The sequence below is a fragment of the Streptomyces marispadix genome (assembly GCF_022524345.1).
GTDB classification, from domain to species: Bacteria; Actinomycetota; Actinomycetes; order Streptomycetales; family Streptomycetaceae; genus Streptomyces; species Streptomyces marispadix.
This window is the reverse complement of sequence record NZ_JAKWJU010000002.1, coordinates 6,381,610-6,397,094: the sequence shown is the minus strand read 5'-3', so window position 1 is coordinate 6,397,094 and position 15,485 is coordinate 6,381,610. Positions and strand designations below refer to the sequence as shown.

14 protein-coding genes and 3 pseudogenes are annotated in these 15,485 nt (G+C 68.8%); 10 read left to right on the top strand and 7 right to left on the bottom strand.

The window, feature by feature from the left end; translation table 11 throughout:
* Nucleotides 1-37: 37 nt before the first annotated feature.
* Genes MMA15_RS26590 through MMA15_RS26570 form a run of 5 tightly spaced genes read right to left on the bottom strand, consistent with a single transcriptional unit; the run spans nucleotide 38 to nucleotide 4,561 of the window.
* Nucleotides 38-808 (bottom strand): SDR family NAD(P)-dependent oxidoreductase, encoded by a 771-nt coding sequence (locus MMA15_RS26590; protein WP_241062704.1) that lies wholly within the window; start codon nucleotides 806-808, stop codon nucleotides 38-40.
* 5 nt (nucleotides 809-813) lie between these two features.
* On the bottom strand, nucleotides 814-1,095 hold the full coding sequence (locus MMA15_RS26585) for a dihydrodiol dehydrogenase (protein WP_241062703.1): 282 nt from the start codon (nucleotides 1,093-1,095) through the stop codon (nucleotides 814-816).
* The gene (locus MMA15_RS26580; protein ID WP_241062702.1) at nucleotides 1,095-1,610 is read right to left on the bottom strand and encodes an aromatic-ring-hydroxylating dioxygenase subunit beta; all 516 of its coding nucleotides are present in this window, start codon (nucleotides 1,608-1,610) and stop codon (nucleotides 1,095-1,097) included. Before MMA15_RS26580 ends, MMA15_RS26585 begins: the two co-directional genes overlap by 1 nt.
* A gap of 48 nt (nucleotides 1,611-1,658) precedes the next feature.
* Nucleotides 1,659-3,002: an aromatic ring-hydroxylating oxygenase subunit alpha gene (locus MMA15_RS26575; RefSeq protein ID WP_241062701.1), complete on the bottom strand. Its 1,344-nt coding sequence runs from the start codon at nucleotides 3,000-3,002 to the stop codon at nucleotides 1,659-1,661.
* Nucleotides 2,999-4,561 (bottom strand): aldehyde dehydrogenase family protein, encoded by a 1,563-nt coding sequence (locus MMA15_RS26570; RefSeq protein ID WP_241062700.1) that lies wholly within the window; start codon nucleotides 4,559-4,561, stop codon nucleotides 2,999-3,001. The genes MMA15_RS26575 and MMA15_RS26570 overlap by 4 nt, the downstream gene beginning before the upstream one ends.
* 310 nt (nucleotides 4,562-4,871) lie before the next feature.
* Here MMA15_RS26570 and MMA15_RS26565 point away from each other — a divergent pair, with 310 nt between their 5' ends.
* The 3 genes and pseudogenes from MMA15_RS26565 to MMA15_RS28605 all read left to right on the top strand — a co-directional run.
* Nucleotides 4,872-5,114 (top strand): ferredoxin, encoded by a 243-nt coding sequence (locus MMA15_RS26565; protein ID WP_241062699.1) that lies wholly within the window; start codon nucleotides 4,872-4,874, stop codon nucleotides 5,112-5,114.
* Nucleotides 5,111-5,200 (top strand): annotated as a pseudogene (locus MMA15_RS28610) (hypothetical protein); the annotation flags it as partial. The gene MMA15_RS26565 and the pseudogene MMA15_RS28610, both read left to right, overlap by 4 nt.
* Nucleotides 5,200-5,802, top strand: a pseudogene (locus tag MMA15_RS28605) (VOC family protein); the annotation flags it as partial. The pseudogenes MMA15_RS28610 and MMA15_RS28605, both read left to right, overlap by 1 nt.
* A 279-nt stretch (nucleotides 5,803-6,081) precedes the next feature.
* Here the strand turns inward: MMA15_RS28605 and MMA15_RS26555 are convergent.
* Nucleotides 6,082-7,521 (bottom strand): tannase/feruloyl esterase family alpha/beta hydrolase, encoded by a 1,440-nt coding sequence (locus MMA15_RS26555; RefSeq protein ID WP_241062697.1) that lies wholly within the window; start codon nucleotides 7,519-7,521, stop codon nucleotides 6,082-6,084.
* 581 nt (nucleotides 7,522-8,102) lie between these two features.
* On the opposite strand from MMA15_RS26555, the gene MMA15_RS26550 reads away from it, so the two are divergent.
* Together MMA15_RS26550 and MMA15_RS26545 are read left to right on the top strand one after the other, a co-directional pair.
* Nucleotides 8,103-8,711 carry a GOLPH3/VPS74 family protein gene (locus tag MMA15_RS26550; protein ID WP_241062696.1) on the top strand — a complete coding sequence of 203 codons (609 nt, stop codon included), beginning with the start codon at nucleotides 8,103-8,105 and terminating at the stop codon, nucleotides 8,709-8,711.
* Between the two features lie 191 nt (nucleotides 8,712-8,902).
* Nucleotides 8,903-9,532: a TetR/AcrR family transcriptional regulator gene (locus MMA15_RS26545; protein WP_241062695.1), complete on the top strand. Its 630-nt coding sequence runs from the start codon at nucleotides 8,903-8,905 to the stop codon at nucleotides 9,530-9,532.
* 248 nt (nucleotides 9,533-9,780) lie between these two features.
* Here MMA15_RS26545 and MMA15_RS28600 read toward each other — a convergent pair.
* Nucleotides 9,781-11,076, bottom strand: a pseudogene (locus MMA15_RS28600) (FAD-dependent monooxygenase); the annotation flags it as partial.
* Between the two features lie 318 nt (nucleotides 11,077-11,394).
* Here MMA15_RS28600 and MMA15_RS26535 point away from each other — a divergent pair.
* From MMA15_RS26535 to MMA15_RS26515, 5 genes are all read left to right on the top strand, one after another.
* Nucleotides 11,395-12,351 (top strand): ATP-binding cassette domain-containing protein, encoded by a 957-nt coding sequence (locus MMA15_RS26535; protein ID WP_241062694.1) that lies wholly within the window; start codon nucleotides 11,395-11,397, stop codon nucleotides 12,349-12,351.
* The gene (locus tag MMA15_RS26530; protein WP_241062693.1) at nucleotides 12,348-13,172 is read left to right on the top strand and encodes an ABC transporter permease subunit; all 825 of its coding nucleotides are present in this window, start codon (nucleotides 12,348-12,350) and stop codon (nucleotides 13,170-13,172) included. The genes MMA15_RS26535 and MMA15_RS26530 overlap by 4 nt, the downstream gene beginning before the upstream one ends.
* Complete coding sequence (locus MMA15_RS26525) at nucleotides 13,172-14,398, top strand: sensor histidine kinase (RefSeq protein ID WP_241062692.1); 1,227 nt, start codon at nucleotides 13,172-13,174, stop codon at nucleotides 14,396-14,398. The genes MMA15_RS26530 and MMA15_RS26525 overlap by 1 nt, the downstream gene beginning before the upstream one ends.
* Nucleotides 14,395-15,057 carry a response regulator gene (locus MMA15_RS26520; RefSeq protein ID WP_241062691.1) on the top strand — a complete coding sequence of 221 codons (663 nt, stop codon included), beginning with the start codon at nucleotides 14,395-14,397 and terminating at the stop codon, nucleotides 15,055-15,057. Before MMA15_RS26525 ends, MMA15_RS26520 begins: the two co-directional genes overlap by 4 nt.
* 230 nt (nucleotides 15,058-15,287) lie before the next feature.
* Complete coding sequence (locus MMA15_RS26515) at nucleotides 15,288-15,449, top strand: hypothetical protein (RefSeq protein WP_241062690.1); 162 nt, start codon at nucleotides 15,288-15,290, stop codon at nucleotides 15,447-15,449.
* The last annotated feature ends 36 nt before the right edge of the window (nucleotides 15,450-15,485 follow it).

Genomic DNA, 15,485 nt, shown 5'->3' with positions numbered 1-15,485 from the left:
ACGAAGGTGGGGGTGAACGTGAGGAGTTGGGGGGCGGCTACTGGAGGAAAGCGCCGCCGTCCACGACGTGGGTCTGGCCCGTGACGAACGAAGATGCCTCCGAGGCGAGGAACAACAGGGTTCCGACCAGGTCTTCAGGCTGCTGGTGCCGCTTCAGCGCACGGGTGGCAGCGGCGGCGTCGAAACGCTCCGCGTCGACGGTGGACAGCGCGGTCGGGCTGGAAGTGAGGCCGGGGGCGATGTTGTTCACCGTGATCGCGTCGCCGCCGACCTCGCGGGCGAGGGCGCGGGTCAGGGCGATCACCGCTCCCTTCGAGGTGATGTAGTGCAGCAGGGTCGGTGCCCCCGTCAGGGCCGTCGTGGAGGAGATGTTGATGATGCGCCCGCGGCCGGACCGCCGGAGATACGGCAGGGCCGCCTTGGCACAGAGGAACGGGGCCTCCACGTTCACCTTCATGACGTGCGCCCATTCCTCGGACTCGATCTCGGTGAACGGGCGCATGGGCAGCAGGGTCGTGAAGAGAGCGGCGTTGTTCACGAGGATGTCGACGCCGCCGAACGTCCTGTCCGCGAAGCGGAACGCCTTGTCGATCTGCGCGGGGTCGGTCACGTCCATCCGCATGCTCTCGACCCGGAGGCCGTCGGCCCGCAGGCGGCCGGCGAGCGCTATCGCCGCCTCGTCGTCGATGTCGGTCGCCAGCACCGACGCTCCGGCACGCGCCATGCCTTCGACGTACACGGCGCCGATGCCGACAGCACCACCGGTGACGACGGCGACGGAGCCGTCCAGGGAAATGGTCTCGCTCATGTCGATCAGGTTCCTTCGGTGGTGTGGTGGCCTTCGGTGGGACCGTGGGGGTCCTCCAGGAATGTGGAAAGCGCATCCGGCCGCTGCCAGGTCAGGCTTTCGAGGATCAGGGCGTCGAGCCGGATCGAGTAGTGCAGACGCGGCGAGACGATCTCCAGACGGTCGCCGTTCCGGGTGGAGACCTTTCGGACGACGACGTAGGCGAACTCGTTGGCGATGACGATGTCCTGCTCGCCCTCGTGACGCTCGCCCTCGTGACGCTCGTCTTCGCTCTCGTCCGGGTTCATCAGAGAAAGATCGCGAGGTTCAAGGTGGGCAGCGACGTGTGGTCGAGCAGGACCGTGCGGCTACGAAGCTGCCAGCCCTGCGGGCCGCGGCTGAGCACGTCCTGTCGCTCGCCGCTCAGGTGGATCGCCGCGTCTTCGCCGCGTGCGCGGAAGACGAGCAGGTTGCTCCGCACGTCGATGGTGTCGCGGGCGTCGTCGGCGTAGAGGGCCTGGACGTTGGAGACGAACCGGCGCGTACGCGACGGCGGGTCTTCCGCCCAGGCGAACTCGGAGGCGAATCTGTCGACCCTCGCCTGACACGTGGAGCGGTCCTCGATCATGTGGAAGGCCGCAGCGCTGAATGTCGTCGTCGCGGAACGCTCACGAGTCGTGCGCACGGGGATTCGGTAGTCGAGGTCCGCGTGAAGCAGCTCCAGCCACTCGGGGAGCCGACGACGGTCGAGAAGGTCAGCCTCGAGATGGAGGAAGTCCATCGCGTGCTGACGGGCCTCCCACTGGAGGGGCACGTCATTCACAGCCCGCTCCTTCCTGCCTCGGCGAGCGTACGGCGGCGTCTGCGCAGGTCATGGGCGGAGCATCTCCTCGATCCAGCGCCGCTGTACGGTGCGCTGCCCGCCGTCCTCCAGGTCCGACATCAGGGCCACCCCGGGGCCACGCCAGTTCTCGTCCCGCTCGATCTCCGCCATGCCCGGCATCCCCATCTGGTAGTTCAGCTTCAGGTTCCTGCTGCGCGCGTAGCGGCTTCCGGCAGTGCGGGCGATCGTCGACCAGATCGCCGTGTCGTCCTCCTCGAAGTTCCCGGAGGGACTGAACGACGCCGTGGCGACCCGTGCGACGCGTTCCTTGTACTCGTCGCTCGCGCCCTTCGGAACCAGGATCCAGCTCCACAGCTCCATGGCCGCGGGGCCGCGCGGTTGCCACTGCCGCAGCATCAGCACGGTGCCCGCCGGCCTGCCGGGCGCGTCCACGAAGGCGGAGCAGAGGTAGGAGAGGTTGGGGAAGACGGTGCCGGTGCTGAGCTTGCTCCACTTGGCGAGCTCGTACTGGTCGGGGTCCATCCCCTCGGCGTCGAACTGCTCGGTGACTTCGGAGGGGTAGCCCCAGAACTGTGCTTCCTCCGGGGCGCCCACGTCGTGATTGAGGTTCGCGGCGTGGCCGCCCAGCCCGCTGATGTGCCGCTTCCCCTGTGCCGCGACCCCGTGTTTGAGGAGGATGCTGGGGAACAGGCTCACCTCGACGACCGAGCGATGGACCGACTCCGTGTGATAGCTGTCGCCGGCGAAGTTCTCCGCACCGATCTTCCAGTTGGCTCCCACCACCCAGCGGTGAGGGTCACCCAGCACCTCGAACTCGGTCAGTGCCAGGTGTACGTCCAGGTACCAGGCGATGCCGCCGAGGTAGTCGCTCAGCTCCGGAGCGTCAGCGGCCAGGCAGGCGAAGACCAGCCCGCGGTGAGTGTCGACATGAGGAGCCCTGACGAGGCCCCACTGCTTGAGATCGAGCTCTCGGTAGGACTCGACGCGGTGAGGCACACCGGCGAGGTCGCCGGAGTTCTTGTATGTCCATCCGTGGTAGGGGCAGCGGAAGTGGGACGCGTTGCCCTTGTCCGCTCGGCATACTTGGGCGCCCCGGTGGCGGCAGCTGTCGAGCAGGACCCGGATCGTGCCGCTCTCGTCACGCACGACGATCCACGGATCCTCACCGATCGTCCGCAGGACGTAGTCGCCAGGCTCGGGGATCTCGGACTCGTGGGCGAGGAACACCCAGTTGCGGTTGAACACGCGGTCGAGCTCGACTTCGCTCAGCTCGGGGTCGTTGTAGACGGAGAGCGGGACCAGGCCCTGCTCGAAGTTGTCGCGCATGTCCTCGAGCAGTTCCAAGGCACGCGGAGAGATCGGTGTGCTCATGAGTTCTTCGCCCTCTCCGTATCGGTGCCGGTGGCGTGCAGCATCACGTTCACGGACTTGAGCCGCGAGTAGCTCAACAGCTCCTCCAGCGCTTCCTCATGGCCCGTGCCCGAGTTCTTCCACCCGCCGAAGGGCACCCCCATGAAGTGCCGACCCGACCCGTTGATCCACACGTAGCCGGTCTCGAGTGCCCGCGTCACGCGGTGAGCCCGGCGGATGTCGTTCGTGTACACGCTGCCCGTCAGCCCGTACCGGACGCCGTTGGCGATCTCGATGGCCTCCTGCTCGTCGGTCCAGCGGATCACCGACAGCACCGGACCGAAGACCTCTTCATTCGCCACCCGGTGATCCCGCCGGACCTGGTCGAGCACCGTCGGCTCGATGAACAGGCCCGGCACGTCGCCACCGGGGGGTCCGCCGCCGGCGGCGATCTCGGCGCCTTCCGCGACGGCCGCTTCTATGAAGTCCAAGATCCGTCGGTACTGCGAGCGGTTCACGATGGTGCCCTGGACCGCGGTGGGCGACAGTGGCGACTCGTACACGCGGTCAGCGAGGAGCTCCGCGATCCGCCGGAGCACGTCGTCAGCGATGGCGGAGTGCACGAGCAGACGTGAAGTGGATCCGCAGGACTGGCCCGACCATGTGAAGTTCATGCCCCGGACAGCACCCTCGGCGACCTCTTCCGGGTCGGCGTCCGGGAACGCGATCAGGGCGTTCTTGCCGCCCAGCTCAAGCGTGACCTGCTTGACCGCCACCTCCGCTGCCGCCCGCTGGATCGCTCGCCCGGTGGCCTCGCTTCCGGTGAACCCGATGCGGTGCACGTCCCGGTGCCGTACGAGAGCGTCCGGCACGAGTGGGCCGTCGCCGACGACCACGTTGACGAGGCCTGCCGGGAGGACGCCGCGGCAGATCTCGCCGAACAGGAGTGCCGACAGCGGAGTCGCCTCTGCCGGTTTGAGCACGACGCTGTTGCCGGCCACGAGAGGCGCGGCGACCTTACTGATCGCGAAGAGCGCTGGGTGGTTGAAGGGGATGATCTTCGCCACCACGCCGTACGGCTGGCGCTCCGTGAAGTGGAGATTTTCACTGGCCGGCGTTGTGGTGCCCTTCAGTTCGAGGGCGAGCCCCGCGAAGTACCGCAGCGTCTGGACGGCGAACGCCACATCGTCAGCCATCACGGCGATCGGCGCACCGCCGTCGACGGCGTCGAGCAGGGCCAGATCGCCGGCCCGGCGCTCCACGGCATCGGCGAGGCGCAGGACCAGGTCGGCGCGGTCGGCCGCCGTCCGCGCCGACCAGGCCGTGAACGCCTCCTTCGCACAGGCCACCGCTGCGTCTGCGTCGGCCTGCCCTCCGTCCGGCACCAGCGCGATCCGTTCCTCGGTGTACGGACTGGTCACCGGGAAGGCGGCCCCGCTCTGGGCGCAGCGGAGTTCTCCCCCGACCAGCAGGCGCCAGTCGCGGTTCAGCAGCTCGCGTGCCCGAGCCTCGTTGGCCGAAAGACCGCCACCGGCAGGCTTCAGGGACGCGTGCGCCGGATCCGCCGTTGATCGCGTCACAGGAGCCTCCCAGGAATGGATAGTCCGTATACGTCATTTCTTCTCGTTGTGATCCTAGGCACAGCCAAATCCCAGTGTCAACGATTCGCCTGACCCGGTAGCGGGGCCAGCGGGGCCAAGGCCCCTCATTCGCCGATTCGGGCCGAGCGGCGCGTTCCTGCGAGGTCACTGCCGATGGCGCCGCCTCGTCGGAGCACCGACGGCGATCCACCGCACCGGGCCTGGGGCCGCCCCGCAGGCTTGACAGGCGCCCGCCGCAGGGCTCTGATTGCAATATTCCGTATACGCATCAGTCGCGAGGGAGTCAGCCATGAGCTTCATTTCTGCCAGCGTCGAGGCGTGCGACGGGTACGGAAACTGCGTGTTCGCCGCCCCGGCGTACTTCGACATCGGCAGCGACGGCTCGGTCAAGGTGCTCCAGCACGAGATCGCCGACGGCGACCGCCCGAAGGTCGAGCACGCTGTCGCCGAATGCCCCGCTGCGGCCCTTGCCATCGTGGCCGCCGCGACGGATGAGAGCGCAGCGTCCACCACCCGACGGGAGTTGCCGTGAACACCTCGGTCAACGTCGTCCGGCTCGCGCACGTCGGGCTCCGGGTCGGCGACGTCGATCGGTCCAGCGAGTTCTACGCCGACCGGTGGGGCCTCGATCTCACCGAGGAGCACGAGGGCCGCGGTACTTCCGGGCGAACTCGCCCGACAGCCACGCCGTCGTGCTCAGTGAGGGCGCACCGGATCTCGACCACATCGCGTTCGTCGTCGAGAGCGCCGACGATCTCAGACGAGCCGAGGACGCACTCGGCATGCGCGGGCTTCCGGTCGAGATACCGCCCACCCGCGACCTCGAACCCGGCGTCGGAGCGGCACTGCGGTTCCGAGACCCGGGAGGGGTGCTCGTCGAGCTGGTCACCGACCTCGAGGTGCGGACGGACGGATACGGCACCCGCGATGTGAAGCCCCTGGGGCTGGACCACGTCGTGCTCAGGGTCCCCGACTACGACGCCAGCAGGGAGTTCTACGAGAACGTCCTCGGTTTCCGTCTCTCCGACGAGACCGAGAACCTCATGGCCTTCATGCGCTGCAACGCCAACCATCATTCGCTCGCGCTCATCCGGTCCGAGAACCCGGCACCGTCCATGCATCACACCGCCTTCACGGTCGAGGACTGGACGGCGTTGGCGAACGGGGTGAAGGTGCTGGGAGACGCCGGCATCTCGCGGGTGTGGGGCCCAGGCCGGCACGGTCCGGGAAACAACCTCTTCTCGTACTTCTTCGACCCCGACCAGCACATCGTCGAGTACACCTGCGAGGTTCTGCGGGTCGACGACTCGACCTGGGTGCCGCGCGTGTGGCCGCGGGGACGGCCCGAACAATGGGGCACTCCGATATGCCGGCAGCGATGCGCTGACCGACGCGGGCCCGGAACAAGACCTCCTCACCGAATCGAGAACTCCTCAGCGACTTCTGCCTCCGGCCGCGTGCGCGGCCGGAGGCAGAAGTGCGTGCTGCGGTCCTGCGGACTACGGCACGCTGGGCCCCGGGATGCGGTGCAGGTACTCCCCCACCCAGTCGATGCGGTCCCGGTGATCGACGCCCGGGCTCACGGGGCGGAAGTTCGCTGCATCGTCGACGTCGCCCGTGCCGTCGTACCGAGCCCGGTACGGGTACTGGAACACCGGCCGGGTTCGTTCCACCGCGCCCGTCGGGGACCGTCGCTCGGCGATGACCACGCGGGGCGCGTCACCCCGCTCGACCCAGTCCACGACTGCCGGGTAGGCGTCGAACGTGTTCAAGGTGTCGCCTCCGCTGCAATGCCCGACCGACGGCACCATGAACAGCCGCGCCCAGGCCTTGGGACTCCCGAGACGACGGTAGTAGTCGACGGTCGTCGTCGGAGGGATGCCCTGGTCCGCCCAGCCGTGCCACAGGATGAGCTTTCCGCCTGCGGCGCGGAACCGCGAGAGATCGAGGTTCATGGCGTGCGTCTTCCTGCCCTCGACGCTGATCCGGCGGACCTCCCGGGCCGTGAAGGGAACGTCGGCCACTGACGACGCCGGCGAACCGATCGGGTACATCGTGTACTTCAGGAGGCCGTCAGCCAGCCGCTCGGCGACCGTGGGTCCGAAGTCGGGCGGAGCGGCAAGCCACGGGACCCAGTTCGACTCGGATCCGTACGGCTGCCCACCGGGATAGAGACGCCGGCCTTGCTCGTCGCGTGGTCCCCGGTACAGCTTCCGGATCAGGCGGGACTGTCCGGCCGAGAAGCCCGCGTCCGCGGGGTCGAACCGGCAGTCGCGCGGATCCTCCAACGACCCGTCGACCAGTCCGTCGAGCCCGTCGCAGGCGTCCAGCACGGCCTGATGCAGGGCCGGGATCTGGTCGGGGCGCAACGCGTGCGGCCCGCTGTTCGTGCGGACCAGCCAGGCGGTGTAGATCGAGAGCGGCCCGAGGTGACTTGTCGGAGCGCCCGCGACGATCCCGTCGAAGTCCGACGGATAGCGCTGCGCGAGGATCAGCGCCTCGCGGCCGCCGTTCGAACATCCGGTGAAGTACGAATGCCGGGGGCGGTCGCCGTAGAACCTCTCGATGAGCCGCTTGCCGGCCTGCGCGACGACGTGCGGGGCGCGGTAGAAGTAGTCGTCACGCGCCGCACGGTCGTTCGCTGCCCAGCTTCCGTCCAGCGATGGCGCCCGGTGCCCGTCGTCGGTGGCGGCCACGGCCGCTCCTCCGTCTTCGGCTGCACAGCCCTTCAGGACCGGGGATTCGACGCCGCCGCAGAAACCGCCGCACCCGTACTGCAAGTACCGGCCGTGGTAGCCGCGCAGCGGGAGCTTGAGCTCGAAGTCGACGGCGGGCTCGACCGTGCCGCGAACCAGGCAATGAGCCTCCGGGTCGCCTTCCTGAACAGGGACCGCGCTGACGACGCTCACGTCGCCGCTGGGAAGGCTGAACTCGGACACCAGCTCCTCGCACGCCAGCACGGGTGCGATGCCGCCCCCTTCCGCAGTAGCTCGCGACGTTTCCCCGTCGGCTCTGACGGGCGCCACCACGAGGAGAGACAACGCGAGCGTCACTGAGATGACAGCACAGCTCCGACCGACGCTACGGGTCAGGAGAGATCGGATCTCGGATATATTCCGCATACGGAGTATCTAGTGCGCACCGAGCCACCCGTCAAGGGGATGAGCACATTGCCTCATGCAGTCATGGGATTTCGGCAAGGCGATGTTCCGTGCTCCGGGAGCATCGCCCTCGGACCAGGCAATGCAGTTCGTGTGCGGAGGGCCTCCGGTCAACTGGCCCGACCAGCGACAGACCGGCTCGTGATCCGGATGCCACTCGGATCGGCGCAGTGAGCGAAGCACGTACGGCCGTGCCATCGTGGACGTGCGAGCGAGACGGGAGCGCAGACGAGGCATGCAGCTCTCGACGGCCGCACGGCGGAGGAAGAGCTGGACGGCGAACCGGACTGGAAGCGCTGCGCGATCGGCTTGGTGAACCTGCGGGCACGCTTGCCGACCGTCCCTGGCAGGGAGCCGCTATGACCACACCCCGCGACCTGATGATCATCGCCGTGGACGTGGCACCCGGTCGCCCTCTGGAGCAAGGCGACCTGTCGCTCGCGCTGGCGGGAGCCGAGTTGATCGACCTATTGGCCGCGGGGACCATCAGGCTGGACGGCGCCCAGGTCATGCCGGGCGACCAGGGGACGGCCCCATCCGATCACCTGCTGGACGAGGCTGCGGCGTCGATCGTGCGAAAGGCACCGTACGAGTCGGTCGCCGACTGGCTGTGGCGCCGGGGCAACGGCCTGGCCTCGACCTATCTGGCGTCTCTTGAGGCGGAAAAACTTCTCACGCGGCAACGTCGCCGCTGGGCACCTTTCCGAACCGGACGGCTGACGCTGACCGACTCTCTCGACCGGCGCCGGGCGAGGGAGCGCTGGGCATCCAAGGAGCCGGTGTTCTCCGCACTCGCGACGGCTGCCGGGATCGGCGGCGCGGAGACCCGGGACGCACCGACCGGGGCCGACGACGCGGTGGAGATCGTCCTCGCCGCGGCCCATGACGCGGTGAGGGAACTGGAGGCCATGCGGCAACGGCGTGCAATCGAGCAAGCGGCCTTCGACAACGTGTGGCGAGGCGACTGACGGCGATATGACCGTCGTCGCTGCGGGCGCTGTCTGACCGAACTGAACACGTACGGCGCCGAGTTCGGTGAAATGCCGGGAGCCACGCTCGCGTCGTCTGACATCGCTTGCGGGACCGCTCGGCTCTCGCGGCTCCAAGATGCAGCCGTAGTACTATCGCGGTAGTGGATTGAGACCCGGAGGATCACCGCGTGCCACCGAGCAACCAGCAGCGACGTGACGACATCACCGACGCCGCCGTCGAAATCGTTCAACGCGACGGCCTGCACGGTCTCTCGCACCGCGCGGTGGACGAAGAGGCCGGAGTGCCGCGGGGGACGACGTCCAACTACTTCCGCTCACGGGAGGCGCTGCTCGGTGCGACCGCTCGGCGGATCGTCGAACTTCACTTCGCGTTGATCGAGGAAGTGCGCGCGCAACACACTCGGGAGCCGGGAAAGACGAACACGATCGAGCTTCTGAGCAGCGTCGTCGATCAGGCTCTCAGCCGGTTTCCCGGGCGCTATCTCACGATGTTCGAGCTGTCGCTGGAGAGCACTCGCAGACCCGAACTGCGGCGAGAGTTCGCCCGTATCACCGACGAATCCATGAAGCTCACCCAAGAGGCACATATCAACGGCGGCGACGAGCCGTCACGTCAGGATGTCGAGCTGCTCAACGCCTTCTACAACGGTGTGCTGTTCACTTCCCTGGTGATGCCGCAGACGATGGGAGGGCGGAGTCCCGGCGAAATCACCCGCGCCATGCTCGAGTTGGTCCTGGAGACGGACTCGCCGGGCGTCACTCCCGTACGCCGAAAGCCCAAGCAGCGCCGCGGTTGAGGGCGGCCCCAGCCCTCTGCCTCGAAGACGGACGCGCGTCCGAGCGTCATGTCGCGCCCGCCGGAGTGCCGCACCACGCGGCAAGAGCCCCGTTCACGGAGTCCGCCAGATCGGGGGACGAGTCGTCCCTGGCCCACGCGATGTAACCGTCCGGGCGGACCAGGAGCACCCGCGGCCGCGCGGCCCCGTCGCCCCCTCTCGGGTCCTCCTGCGAGCGTGTCGACACGGTCGCCGTAGTGGGCCTTTGCGACCTCGGCGGCGGCGCCGGAGTGGGTGTGGTCGATCAACACGAACCGCCCGGAGCGTAGAGCCTCCGCCAGCCGTGTGCCTTGCACCACCGTCTCCGGTGCACGCCTGCCGACCAGCTTGTGCGGCTTGTCTCCCTGGGGAGCGTGCGGAGCGTACGAGAAGCCGATCCCGGACAGGAACGAGCGCGGCACCCGCTGTACCGCCTCGATGCCGAGGGCCGTCCGCATCCCGGCCCGTGCGAGCCTCTGGGCGAGCTTCGACTTCACCATGACGAGCCGGAACATGCGGTCGGTGATCTTCAGTACCTGGCTTCCGACCGGATGGCGTTCGGACTCGTAAGTGTCCAGGAGCCACGACGGCGCTGTCCCCCGCAGCGTGGCGGCGAGTTTCCAGCCGAGATTCATGGCGTCGCCGATCCCGGTGTTCATGCCCTGCGCCCCCGCCGGGGAATGGACGTGAGCGGCGTCCCCGGCGAGCAGGACCCGGCCGAACCTGTAGTGCTCGGCTTGCCGGCGCTCGCTGTGAAACCGCGCGGCCCACCGCATGTCGGTCATTCCGTAGTCGGTTCCCGCGATCTGCCGAGTCGCCTCACGGACCTCGTCCAGCGTGAGCGGCTGATCTGTGGATGCCGCTCCGTGCAGGAACGAGATGGAGCGGTGGTAGCCGTCGCCGAACGGGATGAGCAACTGGATTCCGGCCTCGTTCGTGCGGCCGAAGACGAACTCGTCGGGTGGACTGGAGAGACGGACGTCGGCGAGGGCCAAGTGGACGTCGTACTGTTCGCCGACGAACCGCGCCCCGAGCCGGTCCCGGACCGCGCTGTGCGCACCGTCGCAACCCACCACGTACGCGGCGCGTTCCGTCCTGGCGCCTCCCGGACCGCCGATCCGGACATCGACACCGTCGTCGTCCTGGTCGATGCCGGTCACCTCGGCCCCCCGCTGGACCTCCACACCGAGCTCGTGGCACCTGCGTTCCAGCACCGCTTCAGTGCCGCTCTGAGGCACGATCAACATGAAGTTGTAACGGCTGTCCAGCCGCGTGAAGTCGATGGACACGTCTACGTTGACCTGCGCCCTGGGCACCTTGTTGCCTTTTGAGATCACTTCGTCGGCGAGCCCGCGCGCGTCCAGTTGCTCCAACGTCCGTGCGCTCACTCCGAACGCACGGGTGATGTTCGGCGCCGCGCCTCGCTTCTCCAGCACGGTGCAGCGGACTCCCGCCAGCGCCAGTTCGGCCGCGAGGGCCAGGCCCGTCGGCCCGGCGCCCACCACGATCACTCGCCGCTCACTCATGCCATGTCCTCGCTCCCGGTGCGATCTCTCACGATGCCGCTGCCCTGAAGATCTCAGGGAAACCACTACGGTGCTACTACTATAGCCATAGTGGAACGGCAACGGACTCCCAGGCACCCACGGCGAGAGCTGCCGGGCAGTAGTCGGCGGAGCAATGGGCGGACCGCTCTCCCTCACGACCAGCCTCAAGGCGTAGCAGGGCTCCACCCGTGGATGCAGTTCTTCGCCGGGGAGTCCAGCCTGTGGGCTCACGCGCTCGCCGGGCCGCGAAATCTAGCTTGGGAGTCATCCAACTCCCGCCCCCGACGAGGAATCTCAATGATCGAAGCTCACGCGCTCACCAAGCGCTACGGAGACAAGACCGCCGTCGCGGATCTCAGCTTCACCGTACGGCCCGGCGCCGTCACCGGATTCCTCGGGCCGAACGGCGCCGGGAAGTCCACCACGATGCGGATGATCCTGGGCCTGGACGCCCCGACCGCAGGTCACGTCACGGTCAACGGAAAGCGCTACGCCGCGCACCGCGCACCGCTGCACGAGGTCGGCGCGATGCTGGAGGCGCGCTCGGTCCACACCGGCCGTTCCGCGTTCCATCATCTGCTCTCTCTGGCGGCCACCACGGGCATACCCCGTAGCCGGGTGGAGGAGGTGATCGACATCGTCGGTCTGCGGGGGGTGGCCCGCAGACGAGCCGGCGGCTTCTCGCTGGGCATGGGCCAGCGGCTCGGCATCGCGAGCGCCCTGCTCGGCGACCCCGCCACCCTCGTCCTCGACGAGCCGGTGAACGGCCTCGATCCCGAGGGCATCCTCTGGATCCGCAACCTCCTCAAGGGGCTGGCAGCCGAAGGCCGCACCGTTCTGGTCTCCTCGCACCTGATGAGCGAGATGGCGCTGACCGCCGAGCACCTCATCGTGGTCGGGCGCGGGCGGCTGATCGCGGACACCTCGGTCGACGAGTTCACGCGGAACGCGGCGCGCAATTCGGTGCACGTACGCACCGACGAGACGGACCGGCTGCGTACTTTGCTGGCAGGTCCACAGGTGACCGTGACCTCGTACGCCCGCGGAGCACTGGAGATAACCGGCCTGAGCGGCGAGCGGATCGGCCGGATCGCCGCCGACAACGGGATCGCGCTCTGCGAACTGACCCCGCGGCAGGCTTCGTTGGAGGAGGCGTTCATGGAACTCACCCGCGATGCCGTCGAGTACGCGACCGCCAGGCCGGTCACCGTCGGCGCGACAGGCCGGACCGGCGGCGAAGGGAGTGCGGCATGAGCACCGGCACCGATGCCCTCCCCCGTCCCCGGTCCGCGCACGGCCATGTCACCCAGGCCCGGGTTCTGATCTCCGAGTGGGTCAAACTCCGCACCGTGCGCTCGACCTTCTTCACTCTGGTCGCCGCGACGATCGCGATGGTCGGGCTGGGACCTCTCTTCGCGGAAGTCACCGCCGACCGCTGGCCGGATCTGACCGCGGCCGAGCGGGCGGCCTACGAACCGGCCGCACTGAGCCTGGTCGGCTACTACCTGGCCCAACTCGCAATAGGCGTACTGGGTGTTCTCGTGATCACGGGCGAGTACTCGACCGGCATGATCCGTGCCACGCTCTCCGCCGTGCCGCGCCGTCTTCCGGTCCTGTGGGCCAAGGCCGCCGTGTACGGAACGGTGGTGTGGGTCCTGATGACCGCCGCGTCCCTGGCGGCTTTCGTGGTCAGCCAGGACCTGCTGAAACCCACGGGCATCGGGACCTCGCTGGCCGATCCCGGCGTCACCCGTGTCGTCCTCGGCAACGGTCTGTATCTGACGATGCTGGGGCTGCTGAGCGTCGGCATCGGCGCGCTGATCCGCAACACGGCGGGCGGCACGACCACCGTCTTCGGTCTGCTGCTGGTCGTGCCGGAAGTCGTCAAGACTCTCCCGGCCCACTGGGCCGAGACCATCGGCGAGTACCTGCCGAACAACGCCGGACGCGCTGTCACCGTCCTCCATCCCGGGCCCGGTTCGCTGGCCCCGTGGACCGGCTTCGCGGTCTTGTGCCTGTACGCGGCCGTGGCGCTCGCCGCAGCCGCCGTGACGCTGAAGCGGCGGGACGCGTGATGACGGTCGCAGCACCCCCCGTACGGTCGCGGGCCGCCCTGACCGGTGGTCTCCGGCTGCTGCGGGAACGTACCCGGCTGTCGCCGACGGCGGTGGACGCGCTGCTGGTCGCCGTGGTCTCCGTCCCGACCTGCGTCTTCATCCGCGACGACCTGAGCGACCATCCGTGGTTCCTGGCCCTCCAGGCGGGGCTGCTGGTGCCCCTGGTGTGGCGTCGGCGGGCGCCGCTGGCCGTGTTCGCCGCGGTGGCCGCCGCGGCGTTCGCCCAGTGGCTCGCCGACGTTCAACTCGCGGCTGACGTCGCGCTGTTGATCGCTCTCTACACGGTGGCCGCGTACTGCGACCGGCGCCGCACGTTGCTGGCCGCTGCCGTTCTCGAAGCGGGCATCGTGTTGAACTCCCTGAGCTGGGCGCCCGAGGGCAGAGTCGTCGGCGACATCGTCAGCCTGACCGCCATGGCCGTCGCCGCCGCCGTCATCGGTACGAACGTGCGGACACGGCGTGCCCACCTCGCGTCCGTGGAGGACCGGGCCGTACGTCTGGAGCGTGAACGCGACCAGCGGGCCCGGCTCGCGGTCGCGGACGAACGGGCCCGTATCGCCCGCGAGATGCACGACATCGTCAGCCACAACCTGTCCGTGATGGTCGCACTCGCCGACGGCGCGGTCTTCGCCCAGTTCCGCTCACCCGATACGACGACCGCCGCCATGCGGCAGATCTCCGGTACGGGACGGCAGGCCCTCACCGACATGCGGCGGTTCCTCGGAGTGCTGCGGGCGGAAGAACCTGACGCGCTGCGCCATCCGATGCCCGGCATCGCGCAGTTGGAGTCTCTCGCCGATCAGGTGCGGGCGGCCGGACTGCCGACCCGCCTCGATCAGACGGGCGATCCCACTCCCGTCTCCGCCGCCGCCCAACTGACCGTCTACCGCCTGGTGCAGGAGGCGTTGACCAACGCCCTCAAGCACACCCCGGTGGGCACTCGCGCCGAAGTCCGGGTGCGGTGCTCCGCCGAGGCGGTCGCCGTCGAGGTCACCGACGACGGGGCGGACGCCGGCCGCACCGCGCAGGCGGGCGGCTCACCGTCCGGGCACGGAATCCCCGGCATGCGGGAGCGCGCGGCCGCGTACGGGGCGACGCTGGAGGCGGGCCCTCTTCCGCACGGCGGCGGCTGGCGGGTGTCGGCGCGGCTCGGCCTCGGCACGGCGGGAGACGGTACCGCGTGACGATCCGCGTCCTGCTCGCCGACGACGAACCGCTGCTGCGCATGGCCTTCACCATGGTGCTGGAGGCACAGCCGGACATGGAACCGGTCGGCGAGGCCGGTGACGGCGCCGAAGCCGTGCGCCTGGCACGGCAGTCGAACCCCGATGTCGTGCTGATGGACGTACGCATGCCCGGCACCGACGGAATCGAGGCGACCGCACGCATCACGCGGGACTGCCGGCAGACCCGGGTGCTCATCCTCACCACCTTCGACCTCGACGAACACGCCTTCGCGGGGCTCAAGTCCGGGGCATCGGGCTTCCTGTTGAAGAACGCGCTGCCCGAAGAGCTGCTCGCGGCGATCCGCAGCGTCGCCGCGGGGGACGCGGTCGTCTCCCCGCGGATCACCCGCCGTCTGCTGGAGAACTTCGCCCACCAACTGCCCGCCGACGGCGGCACGGTGGAGGACGACCGGCTGGAGAGGCTCACGGCACGCGAGCGCGAAGTGCTCATCGAGGTAGCCCGCGGCCTGTCGAACGCCGAGATCGCCGCCGCGCTCCACCTCGCCGAGGCCACCGTCAAAACCCATCTCAACCGGATTCTGACGAAGTTGGAGCTGCGCGACCGGGTGCAGGCCGTGGTCTTCGCGTACGAGACACGGCTCATCCACCCCGAATGAGGGCCGCTGCGGCAGGTATCAGCCAGGCGATCGAGTCCGGTGCCCGTGCCGGCCGCGTCCGTGCCGGCACTTCCTGAAAGCACCTCAAAGCGCCCCCGAAAGCCCATCACCCTTGGTCGCCCAGGCACTGGGCGACCACTGGGCGACCACCACAACACCCCTATCCCGGGCGGCCGTCGAGGCCGCGCGCTCTGAAGACCTTCACCGACGCGCCCCTGTGGATGCCGCCGGTGCCGTCGCTGGTCGGCAGCCTCGGGCGTACCGAAGGCAACCGCATCATCAACGAGCTGACGATCGGCTTCCTCGACGCCGAGCTTCGCGACCGGCCGAGGGACCTTCCCGGCCTGTTCTCCAGACACGGCGAGCTGAGCGTCTGCGACGGCGGCGAGTAGCGGGGGCACAACGGGAACGCCAGCAGGGTTCGTCCT